Origin of the sequence: Clostridium sp. AF35-15 (assembly GCF_003477745.1) — a bacterium.
Lineage (GTDB): Bacteria > Bacillota > Clostridia > Lachnospirales > Lachnospiraceae > Otoolea > Otoolea fessa.
The window spans coordinates 35,865-61,768 of the sequence record NZ_QUDY01000005.1 but is presented as its reverse complement, the minus strand read 5'-3'; the positions used below and the strand labels follow the sequence as shown (position 1 = coordinate 61,768).

General features: G+C 48.8%; 24 protein-coding genes. 3 read left to right on the top strand and 21 right to left on the bottom strand.

The window, feature by feature from the left end; genetic code table 11:
- Positions 1-10: 10 nt before the first annotated feature.
- The 3 genes from DWZ76_RS07320 to pyrH form a co-directional block, all read right to left on the bottom strand.
- Positions 11-736 (bottom strand): isoprenyl transferase, encoded by a 726-nt coding sequence (locus tag DWZ76_RS07320; RefSeq protein ID WP_117795278.1) that lies wholly within the window; start codon positions 734-736, stop codon positions 11-13.
- A 125-nt stretch (positions 737-861) separates the two neighbouring features.
- Positions 862-1,416: a ribosome recycling factor gene (frr, locus tag DWZ76_RS07315; protein WP_022360460.1), complete on the bottom strand. Its 555-nt coding sequence runs from the start codon at positions 1,414-1,416 to the stop codon at positions 862-864.
- A gap of 13 nt (positions 1,417-1,429) precedes the next feature.
- Positions 1,430-2,131: a UMP kinase gene (pyrH, locus tag DWZ76_RS07310; protein ID WP_106999774.1), complete on the bottom strand. Its 702-nt coding sequence runs from the start codon at positions 2,129-2,131 to the stop codon at positions 1,430-1,432.
- A 528-nt stretch (positions 2,132-2,659) separates the two neighbouring features.
- Here pyrH and DWZ76_RS07305 point away from each other — a divergent pair.
- Entirely contained in the window at positions 2,660-2,953 is a 294-nt protein-coding gene (locus DWZ76_RS07305) for a helix-turn-helix transcriptional regulator (protein ID WP_022360458.1), read from the top strand.
- Between the two features lie 128 nt (positions 2,954-3,081).
- Here DWZ76_RS07305 and DWZ76_RS07300 read toward each other — a convergent pair whose 3' ends face one another.
- The 15 genes from DWZ76_RS07300 to pta all read right to left on the bottom strand — a co-directional run bounded on the left by DWZ76_RS07300 (position 3,082) and on the right by pta (position 21,372).
- The gene (locus DWZ76_RS07300; RefSeq protein ID WP_118472293.1) at positions 3,082-4,335 is read right to left on the bottom strand and encodes a chloride channel protein; all 1,254 of its coding nucleotides are present in this window, start codon (positions 4,333-4,335) and stop codon (positions 3,082-3,084) included.
- A gap of 48 nt (positions 4,336-4,383) precedes the next feature.
- A complete protein-coding gene (gene ilvA, locus DWZ76_RS07295) occupies positions 4,384-5,661 on the bottom strand; it encodes a threonine ammonia-lyase (RefSeq protein WP_118472292.1) in 1,278 nt (425 codons plus the stop codon).
- Positions 5,662-5,829: 168 nt separating this feature from the next.
- On the bottom strand, positions 5,830-6,780 hold the full coding sequence (gene ftsY, locus DWZ76_RS07290; RefSeq protein ID WP_106999771.1) for a signal recognition particle-docking protein FtsY: 951 nt from the start codon (positions 6,778-6,780) through the stop codon (positions 5,830-5,832).
- 40 nt (positions 6,781-6,820) lie between these two features.
- Positions 6,821-10,402, bottom strand: coding sequence for a chromosome segregation protein SMC (smc, locus tag DWZ76_RS07285; RefSeq protein ID WP_118472291.1), 3,582 nt, complete (start codon positions 10,400-10,402; stop codon positions 6,821-6,823).
- Between the two features lie 2 nt (positions 10,403-10,404).
- The gene (gene rnc / locus DWZ76_RS07280) at positions 10,405-11,097 is read right to left on the bottom strand and encodes a ribonuclease III (protein ID WP_107000387.1); all 693 of its coding nucleotides are present in this window, start codon (positions 11,095-11,097) and stop codon (positions 10,405-10,407) included.
- Between the two features lie 185 nt (positions 11,098-11,282).
- Positions 11,283-11,513, bottom strand: coding sequence for an acyl carrier protein (gene acpP, locus DWZ76_RS07275; RefSeq protein WP_106999769.1), 231 nt, complete (start codon positions 11,511-11,513; stop codon positions 11,283-11,285).
- A gap of 101 nt (positions 11,514-11,614) precedes the next feature.
- Complete coding sequence (gene plsX / locus DWZ76_RS07270) at positions 11,615-12,604, bottom strand: phosphate acyltransferase PlsX (RefSeq protein WP_106999768.1); 990 nt, start codon at positions 12,602-12,604, stop codon at positions 11,615-11,617.
- A 176-nt stretch (positions 12,605-12,780) separates the two neighbouring features.
- Positions 12,781-13,647: a patatin family protein gene (locus tag DWZ76_RS07265; protein WP_106999767.1), complete on the bottom strand. Its 867-nt coding sequence runs from the start codon at positions 13,645-13,647 to the stop codon at positions 12,781-12,783.
- A 326-nt stretch (positions 13,648-13,973) separates the two neighbouring features.
- Entirely contained in the window at positions 13,974-14,588 is a 615-nt protein-coding gene (locus DWZ76_RS07260) for a cytidylate kinase-like family protein (RefSeq protein ID WP_118293659.1), read from the bottom strand.
- A 12-nt stretch (positions 14,589-14,600) separates the two neighbouring features.
- Positions 14,601-15,953 (bottom strand): SLC13 family permease, encoded by a 1,353-nt coding sequence (locus DWZ76_RS07255; protein WP_118472290.1) that lies wholly within the window; start codon positions 15,951-15,953, stop codon positions 14,601-14,603.
- 409 nt (positions 15,954-16,362) lie between these two features.
- Positions 16,363-17,364: a hypothetical protein gene (locus DWZ76_RS07250; RefSeq protein ID WP_022360446.1), complete on the bottom strand. Its 1,002-nt coding sequence runs from the start codon at positions 17,362-17,364 to the stop codon at positions 16,363-16,365.
- Positions 17,365-18,152: 788 nt separating this feature from the next.
- Positions 18,153-18,335: a 50S ribosomal protein L32 gene (gene rpmF, locus DWZ76_RS07245; protein ID WP_003499726.1), complete on the bottom strand. Its 183-nt coding sequence runs from the start codon at positions 18,333-18,335 to the stop codon at positions 18,153-18,155.
- Between the two features lie 2 nt (positions 18,336-18,337).
- Positions 18,338-18,856: a DUF177 domain-containing protein gene (locus DWZ76_RS07240; RefSeq protein WP_022360443.1), complete on the bottom strand. Its 519-nt coding sequence runs from the start codon at positions 18,854-18,856 to the stop codon at positions 18,338-18,340.
- 98 nt (positions 18,857-18,954) lie between these two features.
- A complete protein-coding gene (locus DWZ76_RS07235) occupies positions 18,955-20,145 on the bottom strand; it encodes an acetate kinase (RefSeq protein WP_022360442.1) in 1,191 nt (396 codons plus the stop codon).
- A 231-nt stretch (positions 20,146-20,376) separates the two neighbouring features.
- The gene (gene pta / locus DWZ76_RS07230) at positions 20,377-21,372 is read right to left on the bottom strand and encodes a phosphate acetyltransferase (RefSeq protein ID WP_118472289.1); all 996 of its coding nucleotides are present in this window, start codon (positions 21,370-21,372) and stop codon (positions 20,377-20,379) included.
- A 297-nt stretch (positions 21,373-21,669) separates the two neighbouring features.
- Between pta and DWZ76_RS07225 the strand changes: the two genes are divergently transcribed.
- Together DWZ76_RS07225 and udk are read left to right on the top strand one after the other, a co-directional pair.
- Positions 21,670-22,887: a nucleotidyltransferase family protein gene (locus tag DWZ76_RS07225; protein ID WP_118472288.1), complete on the top strand. Its 1,218-nt coding sequence runs from the start codon at positions 21,670-21,672 to the stop codon at positions 22,885-22,887.
- A 218-nt stretch (positions 22,888-23,105) separates the two neighbouring features.
- On the top strand, positions 23,106-23,741 hold the full coding sequence (gene udk / locus DWZ76_RS07220; protein WP_243017787.1) for a uridine kinase: 636 nt from the start codon (positions 23,106-23,108) through the stop codon (positions 23,739-23,741).
- A gap of 223 nt (positions 23,742-23,964) precedes the next feature.
- On the opposite strand, the gene DWZ76_RS07215 is transcribed toward udk, so the two are convergent.
- Genes DWZ76_RS07215 through yedE form a run of 3 tightly spaced genes read right to left on the bottom strand, consistent with a single transcriptional unit; the run spans position 23,965 to position 25,623 of the window.
- Entirely contained in the window at positions 23,965-24,201 is a 237-nt protein-coding gene (locus DWZ76_RS07215) for a DUF3343 domain-containing protein (protein WP_117795253.1), read from the bottom strand.
- Between the two features lie 32 nt (positions 24,202-24,233).
- Positions 24,234-24,455 carry a sulfurtransferase TusA family protein gene (locus tag DWZ76_RS07210; RefSeq protein WP_106999760.1) on the bottom strand — a complete coding sequence of 74 codons (222 nt, stop codon included), beginning with the start codon at positions 24,453-24,455 and terminating at the stop codon, positions 24,234-24,236.
- A gap of 19 nt (positions 24,456-24,474) precedes the next feature.
- Positions 24,475-25,623, bottom strand: coding sequence for a YedE family putative selenium transporter (yedE, locus tag DWZ76_RS07205; RefSeq protein ID WP_117795250.1), 1,149 nt, complete (start codon positions 25,621-25,623; stop codon positions 24,475-24,477).
- Positions 25,624-25,904 lie beyond the last annotated feature (281 nt).

Genomic DNA, 25,904 nt, shown 5'->3' with positions numbered 1-25,904 from the left:
CAACTCCTCCTTATGCCTTGACTCCGCCAAAGCGTCTGTCTCTTTGATTGAACTGCTCAATTGCCTTTATAAGCTCGTCGCGGTTGAAATCCGGCCACAGGCAGTCCGTGATATAAATCTCACTGTAGGCAAGCTGCCACAGCAGATAATTGGACAGGCGGATCTCGCCGCTGGTGCGGATCAGAAGATCCGGGTCCGGGATGCCCGCCGTATCTAAATAGGACGCAACGGTCTGCTCTGTCACGTTCTCCGGCACCAGCTTTCCGTCCTGACAGTCCATCATCATATGGCGCACCGCGCGCGTGATCTCATCTCTGCCGCCGTAGTTGACTGCGATCACAAAGGTCATGCCCGTGTTTGCCGCCGTCTCGTCTTCCAGGCGGTTGATGCCCTCGATGATATCGCTGTCAAAGCGCGTGCGGTCGCCGATCATTTTGACTCTTACATTATTTTTCTTGGCAATCTTTAAAAGCCGTTTCAGATAAAAACGGAAGAGCTGCATCAGCGCCCCTACTTCTTCAGCAGAACGCTTCCAGTTTTCCGTTGAAAAACCATATACCGTCAGATAACGGATTCCCAGTCTCGCTGCATCCTCAACCGTCTGTTCAACCGTCACACACCCCTGTTTATGACCTACGGTTCTCGGAAGACCTCTCTTCTTCGCCCATCTGCCGTTGCCATCCAGAATGAGGGCGACATGCTGCGGAATTACCAGGTTTTCGATGTCCCTTTCCATCCAGTTTTCCTCCATAATATTCCCTTAATAGCCAGAAAACAGGACCAGCCGGCCATCCGCATCTGCAATGCCGGCCAGCCCTGCTTGAGGCAGCCTGATTTTTACATTTAAACTCTATTGTATTTTTATACAGTCATGATCTCAGCTGTTTTTTCTTCTACTGCTTTATCAACCTTTGCGATCATCTTGTCAGTCAGCTTCTGGATCTGATCCTCGCCATCTGCCAGCTCATCCTCGGTGATCTCGCCGCCTTTTTCCAGCTTCTTTAACAGGTCGTTTGCATCACGGCGGATATTGCGGACTGCAACCTTCGCGCCCTCGCCCTTTTTCTTAACATCCTTTGCCAGATCTTTACGGCGTTCCTCAGTAAGCTCCGGGAAAATCAGGCGTACTGCACTTCCATCGTTGTTCGGGTTGATACCCAGATCGGAAGTCAGGATCGCTTTCTCGATGTCCTTAATGAGCTTCTTCTCCCACGGCTGGATCAGAATCATACGCGGCTCCGGTACAGAGATATTTGCCACCTGCTGTAACGGGGTCGGTGCGCCGTAGTAATCTACTTTGATTTTGTCCAGTACATGCGGGTTCGCACGTCCAGCACGAATGGATGTATACTCATTCAGCAGTGCGTCATAGGACTTATTCATCTTCTCTTCGTAAACTTTTAATCTCTCCTGCATAAAATCCTCCTAGTTATGCGGTAACCACTGTACCGTTAATTTTTCCGCGCATTGCATTTACAATTCCGTCTTTTTCATTCAGGCTGAATACTGCCATCGGAACGTGATTTTCCATACACATGATGGAAGCTGTGAGGTCTACGACCGCCAGCTGCTTATCGATCACCTCCTGAATCGTGATCGTATCATACTTCTTTGCATCCGGGTTGATCTTCGGATCGCTGTCATAGACGCCGTCGATCGCCTTGGCCAGAAGAATGCAGTCTGCATCCATCTCAATCGCACGCAGCGCTACGCCGGTATCAGTTGAGAAATACGGATGGCCTGTACCACCTGCAAAAAATACGACCATACCCTTTGAGAAATATTTATTGGCTCTGTCCTTTGAAAACAGCTTCGTCATGGAACCGCACTCAAATGGTGTCAGAATCTGTGTCATCATACCCTCGCTCCGGAAGATCTCCGACACGTAAATACAGTTCATGACCGTTGCCAGCATTCCGATCTGATCCGCCTTGGTCCGATCGATTGCATTGCTCTGGCGGCCTCTCCAGAAGTTTCCGCCGCCGATCACGATACCTACTTCGATTCCGTCATCGACCGCCGTCTTAACCTGTCTGGCTACTTCCTTGACCGTTGCTTCATCAAACCCGGTTTTCTTGTCGCCTGCCAGCGCTTCTCCGCTCAGCTTCAGTAATACCCGCTTTAATTCCATAATTCGGTTCTCCCTGTCTATATGTACGTTCTGATGTACATTTTATCTGTGATGACCGTAAAAAGCCGCGTCACCTTATCAAAGATATTCTACCACAAAAAATCCGAATGTGCGATAGAATTTTCGTAAATCCTGTGCATCCTTTCATCATTTTCCCCAAACGCCTTTCTGTATACGGATTCTTCGCCCTGTTTTTCATTTTTTTCCAAATTTTAGTGCCCGTTTTACTTCTTTTTCTATTTCACCTTTTCCCGCCGCTCTCATTCTGCCCCCAGCTTCTCATTATTTATCTGCACTTATCCTCTGCAATCTTTTTCTGTGCATTATTTAACAACCTTCCTAGGTGCAATCCATGTATGTGCATTATTTTATTGGATATGCATTTTATAACATTGCAAATTTGAATCATTATATTGTTTGATAAAAATCAATTTCCAGCTACAATAGTTATATCAGTTGTAATTATTTATTATCTCTGAAATAACAATAACGCATGATTCTTTCGGATCGGGGAGGCACTTGAAAAATATGACAGCAATCGATCAAAAACAAATTAACAAGCAGCAGACAAACCGTTATGAAAAATATTACCGTCAGATAGGTCTCAACATCGCTTATTACCGCAAACTCCGCGGCATGAGCCAGATGGCTTTAGCAGAGGCGACCGATTTAAGCCGGACTCATATATCTAACATCGAGGCACCGAACATGAAAACGAGTCTTTCCTTAGAGAGTCTCTTTGATATTGCAGGTGTTCTGCAGGTTGCACCGCGCGCCCTGCTCGATTTCCGTGATGAGAAACCGCAGGATTTTCATGAATAAATCATGATAGAGCACGTAGATTCATGAATTTCTTTAAAGCATGACATTTTAGGGTTCCAAAGATAAATTGGAACCCTTTTTGTGGTATTCAAAAGTAAAAAATCAAAATTATGGTGAGCATTTTCCACCTATTTATTCGTCTTCCGGTTAATAAACTCCGTCCTCGTCTTCGAGTAGATAAATTTCTGACTCGCATACAGGCTGTAATAACCAGAGAAACTAAAGCTGACTGCAATCACCAGCACGAAAAACGGCATCGCCTCATAGCCAAAAAGCTCAAAGCCCAGCAGAAGCGTTGAGATCGGGCAGTTTGTGACTCCCACGAAGAGTCCCAGCATACCGCAGGCGGTCATAAGACCGACTGGCTGTCCAAAGAGAAATGCAAAGAAACTGCCAAACGCCGCGCCGATCGTCAGGGTCGGCACGATCTCGCCTCCCTTGAAGCCTGCCTCCAGCGTAACCGTCGTAAAGAGAATTTTCATCAGGAAATCCCATGGAAGTCCCTCGCCTTCGAAACATTTTTCAATCAGGGAGACGCCGCTTCCGTTGTAGCGGGTCGAACCGGTCAGAAGCGTCAAAACAATCACAATCGCCGCGCCGGATAGAATCCGCCAGACCGGCGATGGAAGATATTTTTTGTAGAGATGTTCCGTTGTGTGAAGCGTGATGCAGAAAAGCTCCGACACCAGCGCGCAGCCAGCCGCCAGACCGACAGCCACGATCGCTGTTTCAATACTCCACGTCGGAACCGCACCAATCGCAAACTGCTCCGGCATCAGTCCCCAGAACCTCGCCAGCGCCGCCGCCGTAAAGGCAGAAAAGACACACGGAACCAGCGCTGCATAGTACATAACGCCGATGCTGATAACCTCCATTGAAAAGATCGCCGCCGCCATCGGTGTGCCAAACAAGGCGGCAAATACACCGCTCATGCCGCACATGACCGCAATCTTCTTATCTTTCTCATCAAATTTCAGCCATTTTCCGATCTGGGTTCCGATGCTTCCTCCCATCTGCAGCGCCGCGCCCTCGCGTCCGGCAGAACCGCCGCCCAAATGCGTCAGAAGCGTTCCTGCAAAGACTGCCGGGGCAGTCGCAAAACTGATCTCTGTGTTCGAATAGATCGATTCAATCACCATATTTGTGCCCCGGTTATTATCCTCTCCCAGCACATGGTAAACGCCCAGAACCAGAAGACCGCTGAGCGGCAGCAGAAAGACCATCCACGGGTGGCTCTGAAAGAATGCCGACACCCATAGGACGCATTTTCCAAATGCCGTGCCGATGCAGCCGCTCACAATTCCAATCACAATCGCGCCTTCCACCCATTTTATAAAATAGGAAATATTTTTTAACACCGGCTCATATTTCTCCCGCTTCATTTCAATTCTCCCCTGTCTGCTCTATCTACACTGCTTTTCATTTCCACCTTAGACATCATAGATATTTTTGGATTTTACCAGCTTCGGACGGTAGCCTGCCTCCTTGAGCGCTTCCACTATCCTATTCTTGTGATCCGTACCAAACGCCTCAACGGTGATCCGCAGCTCCACTGCTGCGTTGCGGTTGATGCTGACAAACTGGTTATGCTCCAATTTGATGACATTGCCCTGTTCTTCTGCCATCAGGGTTGCGACTTTTGCAAGTTCGCCTGGCTTATCCGGCAGCAGTACCGATACGGTAAATACGCGGTCTCTCTGGATCAGACCATGCTGTACGATGGATGCCATTGTGATCACGTCCATGTTGCCGCCGCTCAGGATGGATACGACTTTTTTCTTCTTCACATTCAGGTGTTTCAGAGCAGCCACAGTCAGAAGACCGGAGTTCTCAACGATCATCTTGTGGTTTTCTACCATATCAAGGAATGCCACGATCAGCTCGGAATCCTCGATGGTGATGATATCATCCACATTGATCTGGATGTACGGGAACAGCAGATCGCCCGGGCGTTTAACGGCAGTACCATCCGCGATTGTGTTGACGCTCGGGAGAGTCACTACTTTTCCTTCTTTCAGGGATTCCTGCATACAGTTTGCGCCTGCCGGTTCTACACCGATCACTTTGATCTTCGGATTCAGCAGTTTTGCCAGCGTTGCAACACCGGTACAGAGTCCGCCGCCGCCAATCGGAACCAGAATATAATCAACGGTCGGAAGCTCTTTGATGATCTCCATCGCGATGGTTCCCTGACCGGTGGCTACGTCCAGATCGTTGAACGGATGGATAAAGGTATATCCGTGCTCCGCTGCCAGCTCATTTGCATATGCCAGCGCCTCATCGAATACATCGCCGTGAAGAACCACCTCTGCGCCATAGCTTCTGGTACGGTTTACCTTCATGAGCGGCGTGGTCGTCGGCATAACAACCGTTGCCTTGCAGCCAGCCAGTTTTGCCGCGTATGCAACGCCCTGTGCATGGTTTCCAGCCGATGCGGTGATCAGACCGCGCTGTTTCTCCTCATCGCTTAGGGTGCTGATCTTATAAAATGCACCTCTTACCTTGTAAGCACCTGTATACTGCATATTTTCCGGCTTTAAATATACTTTATTGCCGGTCAAATTCGAAAAATATTCACTGTAAACCAGTTTTGTCTCGGAAATAACCTTGCTGACAACCTCAGTTGCTTCTTCGAATTTCTCCAGTGTCAGTCCCTGTGGCTCAGCCTGTACTGCCTCTGCTGTCTCTTCCTTTATTGTCTCACTCATTGTCTTTCCTCCATTTATCCGTATTTCTCAGAATGCGCCCTGCTTTTGTCGGTTCTCTGACCAGACAGTCTGCCGGGTGTGTCCTGTTTATCTGAATCTACGGCTTAAGCAGATTTGTTCTCCGCCAAACCAGTTTCAGCCGTGGCATGCTCAGCTATTTTTAGAGCTTTATTCATTCTCTGTCAATGCTTCATTTCTCTTAAACAGTGCATTGACGAAATCATTCGCATCGAATTTCTGTAAATCGTCGATCTTCTCGCCGATTCCGACGTATTTAACCGGAATACCAAGCTCGGACTGAATCGCAACCGCGATACCGCCCTTTGCCGTGCCATCCAGCTTCGTCAGGATGATGCCGGTGATATCTGCCACCTCCATAAACTGTTTTGCCTGTGCAAGCGCGTTCTGACCGGTCGTTCCGTCAAGGACAACCAATGTCTCACGGTAGGCGTCCGGATATTCTTTGTCGATGATCCGGTTGATCTTCTTTAACTCTTCCATCAGGTTTTTCTTGTTGTGCAGACGACCTGCCGTGTCGCAGATCAGCACATCGGCATTTCTTGATTTTGCCGCCGCGATCGCATCGTAGATAACAGCTGCCGGATCAGAACCTTCCTGCTGGGCGATCAGCTCAACGCCCGCGCGTCCTGCCCACTCCGTCAGCTGCTCAATCGCTGCCGCACGGAATGTATCCGCCGCCGCCAGAATGACCTTCTTGCCCTGATCCTTTAACTGACCCGCCAGCTTGCCGACCGAGGTCGTCTTCCCGACGCCGTTGACGCCGATCACCAGCACAACCGACTTGCGGTTTTCAAATTCGTAGGCATTTTCGCCCAGATCCATCTGTTCCTTGATGCTGGCAATCAGAAGATCCTTGCACTCTGCCGGATCCTTGATGTGGTTTTCTTTTACCTTTTTCCGGAGATCCTCGACGATCGCCATCGTCGTCTGGATACCTAGATCGCCCATGATAAGCGTCTCTTCGATCTCCTCATAGAAATCATCATCGATCGCGGAAAAACCGCTGAATACGGAATCAATTCCGCTTACAATGGAATCTCTCGTTTTCGTCAGCCCTTCTACCAGACGGCTGAAAAAACCCTTTTTCTTATCTCCCATGGCTGCGCCTCCTTTTCTATTTCTGAACTCTTTTTTGCAATTATAATTCTGCTTTTTCCTCTTCCCGCTCCATCTGCGCCTCGATCAGGCTGACCGATACCAGCGTGGACACACCTTTTTCCTGCATCGTGATACCGTACAGGCGGTCTGCCGACACCATCGTGCCTCTTCGGTGGGTGATGACGATAAACTGCGTGTAGCGCGTCAGCTTATGCAGGTACCCGGCAAACCGGTCTACGTTGGAATCGTCGAGTGCCGCCTCAATCTCATCAAGCAGGCAGAATGGCGACGGTTTTAAGTTCTGAATTGCAAAAAGCAGTGCGATCGCCGTCAATGCTTTCTCCCCACCGGAGAGCTGCATCATATTCTGTAGCTTTTTGCCCGGCGGCTGTGAAATGATCTGGATGCCTGCCTCCAGGATATCTTCCTCCTGCGACAGCTCCAGCGTACCTGTTCCGCCTCCGAATAATTCCTTAAATACTTTATCAAATTCGCGGCGAATCTCGCCAAATTTTTCCCGGAACTGACGCCGCATTCCTTCATCCAGCTCCTCGATAATTTTTTCAAGCGCCGCCTGTGCCGCTACCAGATCTTCATGCTGGTTTTTCATAAACTCGTAGCGGCCAGATATCTCTTTGTAGTCCTCGATGGCGTTGACATTGACATTCCCAAGAGCGCGGATCTCCATCTTCTTCTCATTGATCGACCGCTTCATTTCCGGAATCGAGGTCAACGCTTCCTTCCGCAGCTCTTCCGCACGCGAATACGTGAGCTCATACTCACTCCACATATAATCGACCTGCGACTCCAGGCGCTCATTCAGGCGTTCTCTCTGATTCTGGAGACGGAAGTTCTCTCGGTCTAAAAGCTGGAGACGTTCGTTCAGCTCTTCCTTTTTATCAAAGAAAGTTTTCTGCCGCCCCGCCTTTTCTTCCTTCTCACGCTGCTTGTTCTGGATTACCAGTTCCATCTGCGTCCGCTTGTCCCCGGACGCCTGTATCTCGGCTTCCAGCGCTGCAATCTCGCGCTCTCTGGCAGCGATCGTCTCGCTGCTGTCCGCGTGACCGCCGGAAAGTTTCTCTTTCTCTGCCCGGAGACGTTCCTGCTCCTGCAATACACGGCGCAGATTTTCCTCGATAAACGCGCCCTTCTGCTCCGCCTGGGAATGCCCAAGCTGTATCTCTGAAAGGGCTGCCGCCGCTTCCCCACGCTGCTTTTTCGCCGTCTCAAGACCCGTCTGCTGCTCTTCCACGTACTGGTTCTTCTCATTGCTTAGCGTTTCAAGCTTCGTCTCTTCGGTCTGCAGCTCCCGCAGCGCCCCGCGCAGATCGCCTACCTGCAGTTCGAGTTCCTGATTTTCTGAAGACAGATCCTGCGAGGAATCTGCAATCTCCTGCCGTCTCGCCTCTAACTGGCAGATCGTCAGTTCCAACGTATTCTGCTGGATCTGCATCTGCTGGCGCCTCTCCTGGACGGATGCCAGTGTTCTCTTCGCTTCCGTCAACCTGCGTCCCGTCTCTGCCAGCTCCTTCTGTACCGCTTCCACCTGTTCCAATGCCTTTTTGCAGGCAGCTTCCAGTTCTTCGATCTCACGGCGGCGTCCCAGCAGATTGCTGCTGTTCTTGAATGCACCACCGGTCATCGAACCGCCAGGGCTTAAAAGCTCGCCGTCCAGCGTCACGATCCGGAGAGAATACCGGTATTTCTTTGCCAGCGCAATCGCATGATCGATCTGATCCACCACGACCACGCGTCCCAGCAAATAGGACACCAGCCCGCTGTATTTCTCATCCGCAGAGACCAGTTCGCTTGCCAGTCCAAGAACCCCCATTTCTTTCAGCGCCCCCGGCTGTCCAAAACTCTGGCGGCGTTCCATGCTGGTCAGCGGCAGAAACGTCGCACGGCCATACCGGTTCTTTTTCAGATGTTCAATCAGGCGTTTCGCCGTCTCCTCGGAATCCGTCACAATGTTCTGGATGCTGCCGCCAAGCGCCGTCTCGATCGCCGTCTCATATTTCTTCGTCGTGCTGATCAAATCCGCCACAACGCCATGAATGCCCGGAACACGGTCCCTGACTTCCATCACGCGGCGGATACTGCCGCCGTAGCCCTCGTAGCGCTCCGCCAGATTCCGCATCGATTCCAGCTTTGTCCGGTTCGTGTGGTAATCCTGCTGAAGGCTCGAAAGTTTCTGGTTCAGGCGGCGTTCCTGTTCTTCCTCCGTGCGCGTCTGCTCCTGCAGCTCTTTTTCCTGCGCCGAAAACGCTTCCAGACATTCCCGCACCTTCCCTAATTTGGCTTCTTCTTCTTTTTTCTGCTCTTCCTGAACCGACTCATCGCTCTTGAATTTCAAAAGCTTCTGCGTCACTTCCGCCCGGCGCACGTCCGCCTGCTCCAGCATCGTCTCATAGCGCTGACGGCGGGCGGCAAGTTCCGCTTTCTGGTTCAGAGCGTCCATGATCTCGGCTTTTGCCGTCTCGATCAAGGTTTCCGTCCGGCTGACCGCCTCGTCCATCGAACGGACTGCTACCTCCGCTTCCTGCTGTTTTGCTTCGATCGTCTGCACCGATGCATTTAATGCCTGTTTTTCAGACTCATATCCCGCCTGTTCTTCCTCTTTCTGATGCATTTCGCCGTCGATCGACGCCATCCGGCTGCGGATATGTTCTTCGTTCATCTGCTCCGTCCGGATCTGTTCTCTGAGAACTCCGATCCGTCCGGTCTTCTCCTGGCGTTCCAGGTCTTCCCGGCTGCACGCCTCACGATCCGCGGCAATCGCCGCATCCAGCGCATCCAGCTCGGTTCCGAGCAATTCGTACTGCGATTTCAGTGTCTCCGATTCCGCCCGCACACTCTCCTGATCGCCGGTCAGAATCATCTCCTTCTGCTCCACTTCCCGGATCTGGCGCTTCAATTCCTCCGATTCTGCCAAAAACAGGTTGGCGTCCAGGCAGCGCAGCTCTTCCCGCAGACGCAGATACTCCTTCGCCTCCTCCGACTGCCGTTCCAACGGCCCTACCTGTTTTTCCAGCTCGGACAAAATATCCGTCACGCGGATCAGATTCTGTTTTTCATCTTCCAGCTTCTTCTGTGCGATCGCCTTGCGCCGCTTGAATTTCACGATTCCAGCCGCCTCATCAAACAGCTCGCGCCGTTCCTCCGGCCGCCCGCTTAAAATCTGATCAATCTGCCCCTGTCCGATGATGGAATATCCCTCTTTACCGATACCCGTATCGTAAAAGAGCTCGTTGATATCTTTTAGACGGCAGCTCGTTCCATTAATCTTATATTCACTCTCACCAGAACGGTAAAGACGTCTTGAAACCGTGACTTCGTCGTACTCAATCGGAAGTTTGTGATCGGCATTATCCAGTGTGATCGCCACGTAGGCAAATCCCTGCGGTTTTCGAAGCTCCGTACCAGCAAAAATAACGTCCTGCATCGTGCCGCCGCGCAGCTGCCTGCTTCTCTGCTCACCGAGCACCCAGCGCACTGCATCGGCGACATTGCTCTTGCCGCTGCCGTTTGGCCCGACGATGCCCGTGATTCCGTTGTGGAACTCAAACAGAATTTTATTGGCAAATGACTTAAAACCCTGTATTTCAATACTCTTTAAATACATACCTACTCCTGCGGTTTTCTGATAGTGAGAATCCCACGGTACGCCGCACGCTGTTCCGCTGATTTTTTCGTCCGTCCGATGCCGCGCCCGATCTCCTGACCGTCCAGCATCGCGGACACTTCGAAGCTCTTGTTGTGATCCGGTCCTTCTTCTTTCAGAAGAACGTATGTAAGTGTCTCGTCCGTATGTCCCTGCACAATCTCCTGCAAGATAGTCTTGCTATCATAAAAGAGCTTTTTGTGTTCCATATCGTTGAGAATAAATCGATGAATAAACTCTTTTGCATTAGCAAAACCACCGTCCAGATAAATCGCACCGATCAGTGCCTCCATCGCATCCGACACCACCGAATCGCGCCCCCGTCCGCCGGTCGCATCCTCGCCTTTTCCAAGCAGCAAAAATCCACCCAGATCGATCTCCTGTGCGCAGAATGCAAGCGTCGGCTCGCAGACCAGACTCGCACGTGTCTTTGTCATATCGCCCTCCGGCATCTCCGGAAACGTGCGAAACAGGAAATCACTCGATACCACTTCCAGCACCGCGTCGCCTAAAAATTCAAGACGCTCGTTGCATCCCAGTTTTCCAAGATGGTGCTCATTAGCATACGAACTGTGTATCATCGCGTGTTCCAGAAGCTTCTTGTCCTGAAACGAATAGCCAATCCGTTTTTCCAATTTATTTAATGTATACTCCATATATTTCTCTCTTTCCAGCCTGTCCTGCTGCTGACTGATTCCGGCAATCATTGCTATTTGTGTCTGTGAGCCAGAGTCAAACATCCGTTCTTTTTGGAAAGGAGCTGTCGCGATCCTGCCCTTCGGCAGCCCGCCCAGCCCCTTTGCCTGACAGACTTCTCTATAACTTTTTAACAAACATTGAATTAGTTCAGTGCGTTCTTGATCTGCTCTACTGCGTCGCCCACAGATACAATCTTTTCTGCCTCCTCAGTCGGAATTTCGATATCAAACGCCTCCTCGATTCCCATGATAATCTGAAAAATATCCAGCGAATCTGCGCCCAGATCATCCACAAACGTCGTATTTAACGTAATTTCATCTGCTTCAACATTCAGTACCTCCGCGATAATGTTCTGTAATTTTTCAAATTCCATAATTTTCTTCCTTTCTATGAACTTATTTTAAAATATTTAGAATTCTAGATTGATTAAAAACATATCGTTTTTTCGCTACATTTTATAATTTCACGAAAGTTTCACAGACTTTCCTTGATCTTTTCATTAATCGCCTGCTCTTTAAAGGTCACACACTGAAGAATCGAATTGCACACCTCGATGCGCTTGGAATTTCCGTGCGTCTTGACAACCAGCCCCTTCAATCCCAGAAGTGGTGCGCCGCCGTACTGGCTCGCATCGAATGCTTTGAGCGTCGTCTTCAACGCCGGTTTTACAAGCAATGCGCCGATCTTTGAGCGCAGGCTCGTCATCATGCCCTGTTTTACCATGGAAATCAGGGTTGCACCGACACCTTCATAGAGTTTCAGGATGACATTTCCGACAAATGCCTCGGAAACAATGACATCCGCGCCGCCGTGCGGAATCTCGCGTGCCTCGATGCTGCCGATGAAATTGATGTCCTTACATTCTTTTAAGAGCGGGAATGTCTCTTTCACCAGCGCATTGCCCTTCTCTTCCTCCGCACCGATGTTGACGATCGCCACACGCGGATTCTTGATTCCAACCACGTGTTCCATGTAGATGGATCCCATCTTTGCAAACTGTACCAGATGGGACGGTCTTGCATCGACATTGGCGCCGCAGTCGATCAGCAGGGACACGCCCTTTTCTGTCGGAATCAATGGAGCCAGTGGCGGACGTTCAACGCCCTTGATTCTGCCAACGATCACCTGTCCGCCGACCAGAATCGCGCCGGAGCTGCCCGCGGAACAGAATGCATCCGCCTCACCCCTGCGGACCATATTCATGCCGACCACGATGGACGAATCTTTCTTCGTGCGGATCGCATTGACCGGCGGTTCCTCCGTCTCGATGACCTCAGTCGCATTGACAACCTCGATCTGTTCTTTCTTATATGTATGCTTTTTTAATTCTTCTGATACGACTTCTTCCTTGCCGATCAGGAAAATCTGAATATCTTCCCTCGACTGGGCTGCCATCACGGCACCTGCCACGATCTCACCCGGTGCGTTGTCGCCCCCCATGGCATCTACTGCTATCTTAACCATTGCGTGTTCTCCTTCTATAATTTATAACGATACACATACCAAACCTGTCTTCCGCCACTGCGGCATATGTGGTCCGAACGAATCGCTCTTTCATCGTCACGCTGCAGCTGTCCCGCTTTTTATTGTCCACAGCCACATTACATCAATCTTTACTATACTAGAGATCAATCTATAAATCAATAAGATTTGAACCAATTTTCCATTGCATGCATCTGATTGGCAGCATCCTTCCTGCCGATATCATACGTCTCCTGCAATTTTTCAACACTATGTTCGGTTCTGCCGATTGGAAGCGCCACGCTCGGACGGATAACAAAAATTTTTCCCTCTTGTTCGAGGCGATCGATCCATTCCACCGTCTTATTATAGAAATAATAGCGGCTGCGAAGCGCCCTCACGAACGCCGGATATTTGTGATATGCCGCCTCCGGCAGCCAGAAATTGCCCGGTTTCTTGCGGTAGCCCGCCGGACGGGTCAGCACAACGACGCATTTTTTATACCCCATCTTAGCGAAGGCACGCAACGGAATGCTGTCCGTGCAGCCGCCGTCCAAAAGCTTCATTCCACCAACCTCGACCATATGGGACACATACGGAAGGGATGCCGTCGCACGGAAATATTCGACATCTTTGAACATATCTTTAATCTCCAGATACTCTGCTTTCCCTGTCTCCACATTGCTGCATGCAACATAAAACCGTGTATTTCCCCGGTCAAATGCCTCGTAATCATACGGATCCAGCCGTTCCGGTATATCATGGAAGCAGAACTGCTCGTCCACCAGATTTCCCGTCCGCAGCCAGTTTTTAAAGCTCATAAAACGCTTGTCATTGCAGTATTTTTTATAATAGCGGATGCTCCGCTCCTTCTGCCCCGACACAAACGAAGCCCCATGCACTGCCCCCGCCGAGACGCCGATCACGCCGTCAAATGAAATATCATGATCCAAAAACACATCCAGGACGCCCGCTGTGTAAATACCGCGCATCCCGCCGCCCTCCAGAACGAGACCGGTCTTTTTTTCTTTTTTTAACTCTGTCATATATCATCAAACTCCTATTAAATATCTTATATACTATAAAACAAGATCGAACAGATAGCAAATACGATTTTTCTATCTAATTCCATATTTTTTAGTATAACGTTTCTGTTCACGCATACGTGCCCAGTAACGGAATTTGCCGTGGCTTCGCATTTAAATACGGCAAATTCCTACTGCCACCACGTTTTCTTACGGCACTTTCGGTTCCAAAAGTGCCCACCTGGGAACAGTAACAGTATAACACCTCGGCAGAAAAAGGGAAAGGGGGACGTGCGCCGCCTATGCACACGTTCCCCTTTCTCTTTTCCTTCGATATCTCTATTATTTTATTTCTGCATCGCGTCCATCCGCGCCTGCACATACTCCTCCAGCATCTTCGTCGTTCCCTCAATTCCCAGCCGGCTGCTGTTGATCGAAAGGTCATAATTTCTGGAATCTCCCCAGCGTCCGCGGCTGTAACAGTTGTGGTAGGATTTCCGCCGCCAGTCCTTCGTCTTTACCAGACGTTTCGCCTCGTCCTCTGAAAGTCCGTGCAGCTGCTCAATTCTCTTCACCCGTGTTTCCTCATCGCCCAGCACAAAGATCGTGATCAGTCCGTCATATTCCTTTAAAACCGTCTCCGCACACCGTCCAACTACCACAAACGATTCCCCTGAATCGGCCTTGTCTTTCAGGTAACTGAACTGCATCTGCGCCAGATTGTTCTCCAGAGAGCTTGAAAATCCGCTGACATTGCGCGCCAGAAAACGGTTTAGCGGCTTCTCGTCGTATTTTTCCAGCACACGAGGATCCACACCCTTTTCCTTGGCAATACTGTCCAGCATCCTATGATCATAAATCGGAAGTTCAAAATGCTCTGCCAGCGCTTCCGCTATCTTGTGTCCACCGCTGCCAAACTGTCTGCTGACCGAGATGATCACTCTGTTTTTCCTCTCCTCCATATAAAAGCCCCCTTAAAAGTATCTCACATATATACAAACCATGGAAATCAGGATTACCAGCACCGTCGCCGGAGCTGCATACCGGCAATATTTCCCCCAGCCGATAAAATGTCCGTTTTTCGCTGCCACTGAGATACCAACTACGTTTGCCGAGGCTCCGATCGGAGTTCCGCAGCCGCCAATATCCGTACCCATCGAAAGCGCCCACGCCAGAACCGAGAGATCCATGCCGCCTGCCTGCGCCAGACTCCGGATAACCGGGATCATCGTTGCCGCAAATGGGATATTGTCCACAAATGCACTCGCAAGCGCCGACAGCCACAGCACAATCGCTACTACCCATTTTACATTATTTCCACTGACTGCGTCAATGATCCCTGCTAAAGAATTTAGGACGCCCGTCTGCTCCATGCCGCCGACCACGACAAAAAGACCAATGAAGAATAGCAGCGTCTTATAGTCAAGCTTCTTAATCATGCTGAGCGCCTCACCGCCGGATGCCAGCAGTGAAAAAGCACCGATAAATACGCCGATCGTCGCAACTGTCAGTCCCGTCTGTGCATGCGTCACCAGCATCACGATCGCCGCCGCAAAGATCACCACGCTGACCGCAAACCGTTTCCGATCCGCGATCGCCTCCTGTGGGGATGGATATGTAACCGCTTCGTCATGCTTTTCACTCGCCTTTAATTCTTTCCTAAAGGAAAAATAGAAAAACAGTACGATAAAAATCAGCGAAACACCCGCCATCATACCTGTATTTAAAATAAAATCTTTAAATGAATATCCGAGCGAGGTTCCGATGATGATATTCGGCGGATCGCCGCACATCGTCGCAGAGCCGCCCAGATTCGAACAGAAGATCTCTGAAATGATCATCGGAATCGGATCAAAATGCAGAAGATGCGCCAGCTCTACCGTGACCGCTGCCAAAAAAAGAATAACGGTAATACTGTCGATAAACATCGCCAGAAACGCCGACATCAGCATAAATGAAATAAAAATCGGGATCGTCTTATAATGTACCGCCTTGGCGATTGTCAGGCACAGCCACCGGAAAAATCCCGCGCGCTCCATGCCCTCCACCATCAGCATCATACCGGCAATAAAAAGAATCGTCGCCCAGTTGATGCCGCTCGAGGACTCTGCCGCCGCCTCGGTCTGAAACCAGAAGTTCGGAACCATGAAGCTGTGCAGGCTCAGTGTCTCCGCCGCTGCCGCCTCACTGTGCATACAGACGCCAAACACCAGCACCAGCGTCAGAAGCCCGCATCCGAGCGATACGATATGCCTCTCAATGTGATCCCAGATGATAAGTCCAAACATTACAATAAAAATAATCACAGCCAAAATTTGTGCTGCCATCTTTGTGCCCCTCCTTTGTCAGTCCTTTTTCTGCCATCCTCCATACTGGCTTAGAACCCCTTGCAGTCTCTTCTCAGACCGCCTCTTCCCCTAGATTGTTAAAAAATAGGCAGTCATGAGATACCACCTCTATCTTACTACTTATTTCACAATATGCAAGTATACTTTTTGTTATTTTTTTTATTTCATCAGAAATAACTGTCAGCTTGTTCTTCAGCACTCTTTTCATGTATGTGTTTTCATTCTACCCATCGTTCTGTTTGCAAATATTCTCTTTATTTTTCTCTGCTTTTAAATGTAAAAGAGACTGACCGCATATTCCGTGCAATCTGCCTCTTCTCACATCTATTTTACAATTCTGTCTCCATCTTCCCTGACGGATTTTCATCAAAATTGTTTCTTAAACATTTTACAGAAGCGCCCCGTCTTCCCCGACCTGCTTGCCGTCCGGCGTCGTCGTATTAACTAACATCGCACCGTTTACATCCAGATAATACCATTTTCCATTCCAGAACACCCAGGTATTCGTCTTGCAATATGCATTTTCATCGAAGAAATACCACACACCGCCGATCTGCTGCCAGTTATTGGTCACATAGCTTCCATCGGAATTGCGGTATTTATAGCCAAGCGCATCCTGTTCCCACGCACCGGCTGCCGGACCGCTGCCTGCTTCCTTGAAGACAAGCGTCTTCTGAATTTCCTGCGCCTGCTCCGCCGTGATTGTGAAGGAATCCGATGTCTGCCATTCGCCGTGCCGTGAATCGCTGTAAACCGCGCGCACATCAAACGTGTAGGTTCCCGCCTGCGTAAGATAACGTCCAAGATTGTATTTCGTTTCTTTTCCCGGTTTTACCGTACTTAAAAATTTCTCATCCCGGTAAACGCGCAGCTCATAGTATTTCGCATCCTCACTGCCGTTCCACTCTGCAACGCCATCCATCTGATCCCACTCTGCCTCATCAACATCCAGGCTGTAATCACTGGAGGTTCCTTTTAAAGCTTTCAGGGTGATCACGACCCGGAGTTCCTCATCGCCCTTGCGCTTGATAGAAGTAACCGTCGCACTGTCACCGCTCAGGGTTACATTCTTTTTCGCATAACCGGATTTAAAATAATAATCATCGTCCGCCTCCAGAGTAACCTCCAGCTTTGGCTTATCCTTGTCCACCCATTTGCCGGACGGCTCATTGATCACATCAACATTGGAAATATCGCAGTCACCGAAATCGAGCGAAACATCCACATCTGAACTCTCATCACCGACATGGATCGAGGACGAAACATTTAAGCCGATCGAGCCAACCGGGCTGCGGTCCTCCGTATCCTTCGACGCAAATGCCTGAAATGGGATCGCCGCCAGAAGCGCGGCGGCTGTGACGGTCAAAAGTAAATATTTTCCCTTTTTCATATGTAAAACCTCCTAACGTGATATTTATAAAACAATATCCCTCTTTTTTCTTCTTCTCTATATTAACAAAAAATAGCGGTATTGTACACCTTTTTGCATACAACACCGCCATCTACATAGTATCTCAGTTACTGTACACACATACGTGTCCAGTAACTGAATTTGCCGTGGCTTCGCATTTAAACACGGCAAATTCCTGCTGCCACCACGTTTTCTTACGGCACTTTCGGTTCCAAAAGTGCCTACCCATGAACCAATGTCAGTAAGTTAAGCTTTAGCGTTAAATCCCCTATAGGAGTCTAACATATTTTTAAATTGATACTTGACAAAAATGTCAAAATATGCGACCGCTCTCGCTATTGATCTTTTTCAGAAGTAGCGAGAGCGGCCCCTGTAATTAGAAATATATTTTCATTTACAGGAGGCACATATATGACTTTCGCTAGTAAAAGTTAAATAACAAATAACAGTACATAAAATACTTTGTTAAATAACATTCTTATAGGGATAGTTGAGCTTAATGCTCTTCTATCCCCATTTTTTACATTTTTACTAATAAAAATCACAGATTTGATAATATTCACGAAATATAAAAAATGGAGAGATTATTGCAAATTAATAATCTCTCCTGTTTTTGACCACATTTTATAAGCCATAAGTTATAGTTGCTAAAATCTACCCAAAAACACCTGTTAAACACCCTCTTGAAATGGGCTAAAAATGGGCTAAAATACGAAAAATGGGTTAAGCAAAAATCGCTTAACCCCTTATTTTTCAATACTTGTAGCTTAGTCTTCTACTTTAACGATTTCTTTCTTGTTGTAGCTTCCGCAAGCTTTGCACACTCTGTGAGGCATCATCAGAGCACCGCACTTGCTGCACTTTACTAAGTTCGGAGCACTCATTTTCCAGTTAGCTCTGCGGCTGTCTCTTCTTGCTTTGGAAGATTTGTTCTTAGGACAGATAGACATGGTTACACCTCCTTAAATTCATTGAATATCTCCTGGATAACCGACATCCTTGGATCGAGCGACCTAGTGTCACAGGTACAAGTCCGAAGATTAAGATTTGTACCACATCTATTGCAAATCCCCTTGCAGTCTTCTCTGCACAGGACTTTCATAGGCAAGCTCAGTAGCAGTTCGTTGCAAACCAACTGGTCTACATCCAGATTGTACCCCTTCATAAAGGGTTCATCATCTAAACTCTCCTCCTGACCATCCTGCACCTCAAACTCTCGTCCAAAATCCAGTTCGCAGTCGAAAGATACTGGCTCCAGACAACGCGCACAGTGACCTCCCACCGTCAGCGTCGCATGACCACTCATCGTATACTTATGCCGTGTCTTAGCCGTCAGTTCCAGTTCAAAAGGCTCAGCCTTCTCAATCTGAAACGTCTCTCCGTCAAAATCGACAGAGTCCAGCGCAGTCTCGACTGTATAGACTTTCTTTCTACCCTCGCAGTTAAAAAGTTCCGATAAATGAATCAGCATACTAATCTCCTAATACGCACTTTGATATTATACAAAGGTCGAACGCGTTTGTCAATGATTAATTTTACATATTTTTGCAAATTTTAATTCATATTTAATTATTTTACCAGTGCAAGAGTCTCGCGAGCGATAGCCAGCTCTTCGTTGGTCGGAACCAGGAGAACCTGAACCTTGGAGTCGTCAGCAGAGATAATTCTCTCCTCACCTCTTACGTTGTTCTTCTCCTCATCCAGTTTAACGCCTAAGTAGGTCAGGCTGCTGCAAACATCTTTTCTCATCTTGATGTTGTTCTCGCCGATACCAGCGGTAAATGCGATAGCATCTACACCGTTCATAGCTGCTGCGTATGCACCGATATATTTGATTACGCGGTAATCGAATACGTCCAGAGCCAGCTGTGCTCTCTTGTTGCCAGTCTCAGCTGCTGCTTCCAGATCACGACCATCGCTGGATACGCCGGAGATACCGAGCATACCGGATTTCTTATTCAGGACTTCGTTCATCTCATCCAGGGACAGACCTTCTTTTTTACCTACGAAATCGATGATAGCCGGATCGAGGTCACCAGAACGTGTACCCATAACCAGACCTTCCAGTGGAGTCAGACCCATGCTGGTGTCTACAGATTTGCCGCAGTTTACAGCGGAGATGCTGGCGCCGTTACCCAGATGGCAAACGATGATCTTCATCTGATCATACGGTTTTCCCACGATCTCAGCGGTTCTCTTAGATACGTAGCTGTGGGAAGTACCATGGAAGCCGTAACGTCTAACTTTGTATTTCTCATAGTATTCATACGGAATACCGTAGGTGTAAGCAACATCCGGCATGGTCTGATGAAAAGCGGTATCAAATACAGCTACCATCGGTACGCCTGGCATAAGTTCCTGGCAGGCACGGATACCGATCAGGTTTGCCGGGTTGTGAAGCGGTGCCAGATCGTTGCACTCTTCGATCGCTTTCATGGACTCGTCGTTGATTAAGCAGGAAGAAGTAAATTTCTCGCCGCCGTGTACGACACGATGTCCAACTGCACCTACCTCAGACAGGCTCTTGATAACGCCGCTCTTCTCGTTAGTCAGGGCTGCCAGAACTGCGTTGATAGCCTCTGTATGGGTCGGCATAGCGATCTCAGATTTCTCTTTTTCGCCGCCCTCCGGCTGGTAAGTCAGCATACCGTCGATGCCGATTCTCTCGCAAAGACCCTTAGCCAGAACGCCCTCTGTCTCAGAGTTGATTAACTGATACTTTAAGGAAGAACTTCCGCAGTTAATAACTAAAATATTCATGGTAATAGATTCCTTTCTTTATAACATCACAATTCAGCCGCAGGTATTCTCTATATGCGGTTCACACGGAAGCATCTGCAAAAACGTCTGCACTGCCCTGTTGTGAACTGCAGGATTATGTATGAATACCGGGCTGAACTGTAATTATCACTTTTAATTCTTAATTAAACGGATTTAAGATTCTCTGACGCGGTGCCAGTTCTCCATCCATTTGATTCCAATTGGTATTAATTATGCCTGCTGAGCCTGTACAGCTGTGATAGCTACTACGCCTACGATATCGTCTGCGAAGCATCCTCTGGACAGATCGTTTACCGGCATGGACAGACCCTGAAGAACCGGACCATAAGCGCCTGCTTTTGCAAGTCTCTGAACCAGTTTGTAACCAATGTTTCCTGCTTCCAGGGACGGGAATACTAAGGTGTTAGCATGTCCAGCTACGGAGCTGCCCGGTGCCTTAGCCTCGCCTACAGACGGAACCAGTGCTGCATCAAGCTGAAGCTCGCCATCCAGTTTCAGTTCCGGGAACTTCTCATGAGCAATCTTAACTGCATCTGCTACCTTGGTAACATCATCATGTTTAGCGGAACCCATAGAAGAATAGGACAGCATAGCTACCTTCGGCTCTGCGCCAACCAGCATCTTGAAGCTCTCTGCGGACAGACCAGCGATCTCAGCCAGCTTGTTGGAATCGAAGTCAGTGTTTACTGCACAGTCAGCGAATACGAACAGACCGTTCTCACCAAACTCGCAATCCGGAACTTCCATCAGGAAGAAGCCAGATACAGAGCTAATACCCGGTTTGGTCTTCAGAAGCTGCAGAGCCGGACGAATGGTGTTGCCGGTAGAATGGCATGCACCAGATACAGCGCCGTCAGCATCGCCGCACTTGCACATCAGGCAAGCATAGTACATATAGTCTTTCTCCATCTGCTCTTTTGCGACTTCCGGAGTAACACCTTTTTTGCCTCTTAATTCAACGAACTTGTCGATGTATTTCTGCTTATTCGGATCATTGTACGGGTCAACGATGGTGGCACCGGAAATGTCGAAGCCTTTGCCGTTTTTCTCAATCTCCTCCGGAGTACCGATGATGATCAGATTTGCGATACCCTCTTTCAGAATTTTCTCAGCTGCCTCGTATGTTCTCTTGTCCATTGACTCTGGAAGAACGATGGTTTTTTTGTCAGTTTTTGCTCTTTCCTTAATTTTGTCAATAAATGCCATGGTTATAAAACCCCTTTCATAAGTGTGTGTCTATTACTGCTAACATTATATACCAGTTGTTTATTGTATACAAGAGCGATTTTCAAATTTTTGATTAATTAAATTTTTAACAAGATGCACTATAATTTGTCCTTTACGCTCCCGCACTTCCACTATATAATGTAAATGAGGCAGAAAATGGCTGCTATTTTTTACAGAATTTTCTGCCGCAACAGCAACAGACTTTTGTTTTTACTTCTATTATAAAAGGCTGCTACAAAATTCTTCGCAAAAATGCAAAAAACAGGATTGAAATTTATGAAAATCGTAGGTTTAATTACCGAATATAACCCGTTCCATGCCGGACATCTGTATCATATGCAGCGGGCAAGGGAACTGACCGGCGCAGACTACTGCGTCGTCCTGATGAGCGGCAGCTTCGTCCAGCGCGGCGAACCCGCCATCTTTGATAAGTACCGTCGTACAAAAGCCGCTCTTCTCGCCGGTGCCGACCTGGTACTTGAGATGCCGGTCGCTTTTTCTACCGCTTCGGCGCATGAATTTGCCGCCTATGGAGTCGCGCTTCTGTCGGCGATCGGTGTGGATGCCGTTGTGTTCGGCAGTGAATGCGGGCAGATTGAATTCCTTAAGCAGGCTGCTTCTGCGCTGAACCACGAATCGGCAGAATTTCAGGAACGGCTGCGGAAAGGGTTGAAGGCGGGACTGACTTATCCGCAGGCACGGGCGAAGGCGCTGGAAATGGAGGATACATGGGCTTCGGTTCTGACTTCTCCGAACAATATTCTCGGGATTGAATATCTGCGGGCGGCGGAAGATCTGCATAGTCCGATGGAATTTTATACGATTTCGCGGAAGGGAAGCGGATATCATGAAGATACACTGGCAGATGCTAACTTTCCATCGGCTTCGGCAATTCGCGGGATAATTCGAAACTCACTTTCAAAAGACAAAGATTTGCTCGATATTCTGGCATCTCACTTGCCAGCCGTAACACATCCCGCATATACAGGTGCGGTTCCAGTTTTTGTGGATGATTTTTCAGAGCTTTTGAATGCTGCTGTTTTACAGATGCAGGCGACATTCTCTATCGCAGATCTCTCCCCGGAGCTTGCCGCCCGTCTTGCAAAACCACCTTACTTTCCTCTCTCTTTTGAAGAACGGATTCAGGCGTTAAAGACGCGCCAGCTTACCTACACGCGTGTCAGCCGGGCGCTTCTGCATCTGGTACTCGGTATGCGCGAGGAAGATATTTCCCGGTGGAAGGACGAGGGCTATGCACTCTATGCACGAATTCTCGGTTTTCGCAGGCAGAGCAGCCCTCTGCTCTCCTGTCTGCATAAAAAAAGCAGCATCCCCCTCATCACTAAAATGGCAGATGCCGCCCAGAACCTCTCCCCGTCGGCGCTCGCGCTGCTGGAGCAGGAGGTGTACGCCTCGCATTTATACCAGACGGTGCGGATGAAGCGCAGCGGCGTATTTCAAAATGAATATACAGAAGGACTGGTTTTTGTATAAAAATGAACCAATTTTCAAGTCGAACGTCCGTGAGACTTGGCGCGTGATTCTGGTCAGCAAAGCTGACATATTCCATACAGAATCACTGCGCATCCCCGCGGAGCGTTTATCTCAGTCGGAGACCCACCTCCCACTGAGACAAATTTGCTATTACTCGCCACCTAAAGAGGTGGGACTCTTCTCGACTGAGATAAAACTTACAAATGGAGGAAAACATAGTGAATAGAAAATCACCTATTATCATCGGAATTGCCGGAGGAACCGGTTCAGGAAAATCCACTTTTACAAACCGTCTGAAAGACGCATTTGGTGATCAGGTAACCGTGCTTTACCACGACAACTACTACCGCGCCCACGATGACATGCCATTTGAACAGCGCAAAAAGCTGAACTACGACCACCCGGATGCATTTGAAACAGAGCTGCTTCTTGAGCACCTTAATAAACTGAAAAACTGGGAGGCGATCGACTGTCCAACCTACAACTACGCCAACCACAACCGCGCCGAAGCAACCATTCACATCGAGCCGCGCCCGGTTATCCTGTTGGAGGGCATTCTCGTTCTCTATGACGAAGCACTCCGCAATCTGCTCGACATCCGCATTTTCGTCGATGCCGATGCCGATGAGCGAATTCTCCGCCTAATCTTACGTGACACGAAAGAGCGCGGACGCGATATCGAAAACATCATCGATCAGTACCTGACCACCGTCAAACCGATGCATGCCCTCTTTGTAGAACCGACCCGCGCCTATGCGGATGTGGTTACCAACAGCGGGCGGAATGAGGTTGCATTCTCGCTGGTGCGCGGGGAGATTGCACGGCTGCTGAATGAGGCGAAGGCGGGAGAATAATATTTCAAAATATTGGGATCATCGAGGTCACAAATGAGGTCATCGAGGTCATGATTTGATTTCTGACCTCAATGACCTCATTCTGACCTCGATTTACACACCAAAAAGCAGCGGTATCACACTGTCAGCGCTCCATTCTTTTTTGAATGTCTCGCTGCTGCCGATACCGCCGCTTTTTCCTATATACTTTTTCTATGATATCTGCTCTAACATAACATTTTGTTTAATTCATCATCACACAGCTCTGCTCGATCTCAATCTGGCTCTCCGCAATCACTCCCTGAAACCGTTCATATTCCGCCGGTTCCATCCGCCAGGCAATTCCACAGCCTGCTGAGAGTTCGCGTGGGACAGGCACCAGGCGCCCTCTGATTCCCTGTTCCCGGCAGAATGCCTCCATCTCCATCGCCGCAGCCGTCGTGTGAAAGGTAAAAATCCGATATTCCCGTTTCTGCCTCATCATTTCCACCTATTTAATATTCCAGAGCAGCATCACGCTTCAAAGGTAATGGTGAAACAGCCGTTTTCCAGCACCTCGGTGTGCCCCTCTTTTCCATGATACTCCAACGTGCGCTCAATATTCGTCCGGGTGTGTGCCTCATCGCCAAGCACACGGATCTGTTTTCCCGGATGTTCATCCATCGCATCCATCACCATCAAAACCGGTTCCGGACAGGAGAGTCCCCGCACATCTACCTCAACAAAATCTGACATTTTCCGTTTCCTCTTTTCTTTATTTCTTTCTACGTTTCATATTTGCCGCTGCAATCACGAATAACAGGGCAATACATACAATTACGGCAATTTTGCCCGGCATCGCCGGACCACCCAAAACGGCTGCCTCTGTCTCGGTTGCCGCTTTTGCTGCCGCACCAACCAGGTTAAAATTGTGTGCAAGTGCCGCCCCTAACAGCATTCCCAGAAAGGTTACCGCACTGTCCGAGGAGCCCTGCCCTGCCAGAATGATCTGACGCAGCGGGCATCCGCCAGCCAGAACGGCTGCAAATCCAACGGCATACATACCCAGAATATTCCAGAGATGCTGGGAGTGCGCGATCGGCTGACCGGAAAAGCTCAAATGGAAATTGTCAGTTGCAAGGTTAAAAATCAGCATGACTGCAAACAGTGCGCCGATAATGCTGAGCAGATCAAAGTTTTTCATCAGAATCACATCACGGATGCTACCTGCAAAACACATACGGCTCTTCTGTGCCAATGCACCAATCAGGAGAGCCGCAACCAGGGAAATCAGAACCGGTGCGTGCTTGCTTCCCGGTCCTTCCGTGCTGGCTGCGTATACGCCTGTTACTGCTCCAATGATAAAAAGCGCCAAAAGGAGCACCGGAAGCACATATCCGCTTGATTTCTGCGTCTCATACGCTCTGCCCAGTGAAAATCCCTTTTTCAGGAAGAACGAACCAGTTGCAATACCGCCTGCAAATCCAACCAGCGCTACATACGCATTCAGGTCACCGGCTGCCATACGCAGAACCATACGCAGCGGACACCCTAAGAATACCAGCGCGCCGATTACCATGATCGCACCCAGAACAAAGCGGATCATCGGTGAAGAACCTGCTGTCGCCTTATACTCGTTCGTCACCAGTGAGATCGCAAATGCTCCCACTGCAAATCCTACAATCTCCGGACGGAAATACTGAACCGGTGCTGCTGAGTGAAGTTTCAGCGCGCCCGCCGTATCACGTACGAAGCACGCAATACAGATCGCCATATTGGCCGGATTTCCAAAATACGCCAGCAATGCTGCCAGCACACCCACAAGCGCGCCTGCCACTGCCAGCTTCCATGTCTTGTCAAATACTTTCATACCTGCCTCCTTTTTTATTTCATGTACTCTTAAAGTTTTTCTCACCCTCGTCATTGTGGGTGATTTCACGCACCACACTCGCATTTCATCAATACATATCAGAAATTTGAGTGCATCTGGCAAAAAAATCATCTCACAAAATCAAACAAGAAAAATTTCAAGCGCGTACATTTCATGGATCTATCCATACTTTCCGCAGACAAGTATAACATCCTGTATTTTTATGGTAAAATCGTTTATATTGATATTTGCTATAAACTTATTGATATTTTCAATAAATAAAGCTACACTCTTCTTTAGAGATTGTTTTCACCTGTCTACTATTCATTTTAATT

Bases quoted from the DNA above. Each gene is read 5' to 3' on its own strand.
- DWZ76_RS07240 (WP_022360443.1), bottom strand. From the start codon at position 18,856: ATGCTGATTCATTTATCGGAACTTTTTAACTGCGAGGGTAGAAAGAAA.
- DWZ76_RS07305 (WP_022360458.1), top strand. From the start codon at position 2,660: ATGACAGCAATCGATCAAAAACAAATTAACAAGCAGCAGACAAACCGT.
- DWZ76_RS07210 (WP_106999760.1), bottom strand. From the start codon at position 24,455: ATGTCAGATTTTGTTGAGGTAGATGTGCGGGGACTCTCCTGTCCGGAA.
- ilvA (WP_118472292.1), bottom strand. From the start codon at position 5,661: ATGAGTGAGACAATAAAGGAAGAGACAGCAGAGGCAGTACAGGCTGAG.
- plsX (WP_106999768.1), bottom strand. From the start codon at position 12,604: ATGGTTAAGATAGCAGTAGATGCCATGGGGGGCGACAACGCACCGGGT.
- DWZ76_RS07255 (WP_118472290.1), bottom strand. From the start codon at position 15,953: ATGGCAGCACAAATTTTGGCTGTGATTATTTTTATTGTAATGTTTGGA.
- DWZ76_RS07300 (WP_118472293.1), bottom strand. From the start codon at position 4,335: ATGAAGCGGGAGAAATATGAGCCGGTGTTAAAAAATATTTCCTATTTT.
- rpmF (WP_003499726.1), bottom strand. From the start codon at position 18,335: ATGTCTATCTGTCCTAAGAACAAATCTTCCAAAGCAAGAAGAGACAGC.
- DWZ76_RS07235 (WP_022360442.1), bottom strand. From the start codon at position 20,145: ATGAATATTTTAGTTATTAACTGCGGAAGTTCTTCCTTAAAGTATCAG.
- DWZ76_RS07265 (WP_106999767.1), bottom strand. From the start codon at position 13,647: ATGACAGAGTTAAAAAAAGAAAAAAAGACCGGTCTCGTTCTGGAGGGC.
- DWZ76_RS07320 (WP_117795278.1), bottom strand. From the start codon at position 736: ATGGAAAGGGACATCGAAAACCTGGTAATTCCGCAGCATGTCGCCCTC.
- pta (WP_118472289.1), bottom strand. From the start codon at position 21,372: ATGGCATTTATTGACAAAATTAAGGAAAGAGCAAAAACTGACAAAAAA.
- DWZ76_RS07260 (WP_118293659.1), bottom strand. From the start codon at position 14,588: ATGGAGGAGAGGAAAAACAGAGTGATCATCTCGGTCAGCAGACAGTTT.
- pyrH (WP_106999774.1), bottom strand. From the start codon at position 2,131: ATGGAATTAAAGCGGGTATTACTGAAGCTGAGCGGAGAAGCGCTGGCA.
- yedE (WP_117795250.1), bottom strand. From the start codon at position 25,623: ATGACGAGGGTGAGAAAAACTTTAAGAGTACATGAAATAAAAAAGGAG.
- ftsY (WP_106999771.1), bottom strand. From the start codon at position 6,780: ATGGGAGATAAGAAAAAGGGTTTTTTCAGCCGTCTGGTAGAAGGGCTG.
- frr (WP_022360460.1), bottom strand. From the start codon at position 1,416: ATGCAGGAGAGATTAAAAGTTTACGAAGAGAAGATGAATAAGTCCTAT.
- DWZ76_RS07250 (WP_022360446.1), bottom strand. From the start codon at position 17,364: ATGAAAAAGGGAAAATATTTACTTTTGACCGTCACAGCCGCCGCGCTT.
- DWZ76_RS07225 (WP_118472288.1), top strand. From the start codon at position 21,670: ATGAAAATCGTAGGTTTAATTACCGAATATAACCCGTTCCATGCCGGA.
- acpP (WP_106999769.1), bottom strand. From the start codon at position 11,513: ATGGAATTTGAAAAATTACAGAACATTATCGCGGAGGTACTGAATGTT.
- rnc (WP_107000387.1), bottom strand. From the start codon at position 11,097: ATGGAGTATACATTAAATAAATTGGAAAAACGGATTGGCTATTCGTTT.
- DWZ76_RS07215 (WP_117795253.1), bottom strand. From the start codon at position 24,201: ATGAGGCAGAAACGGGAATATCGGATTTTTACCTTTCACACGACGGCT.
- smc (WP_118472291.1), bottom strand. From the start codon at position 10,402: ATGTATTTAAAGAGTATTGAAATACAGGGTTTTAAGTCATTTGCCAAT.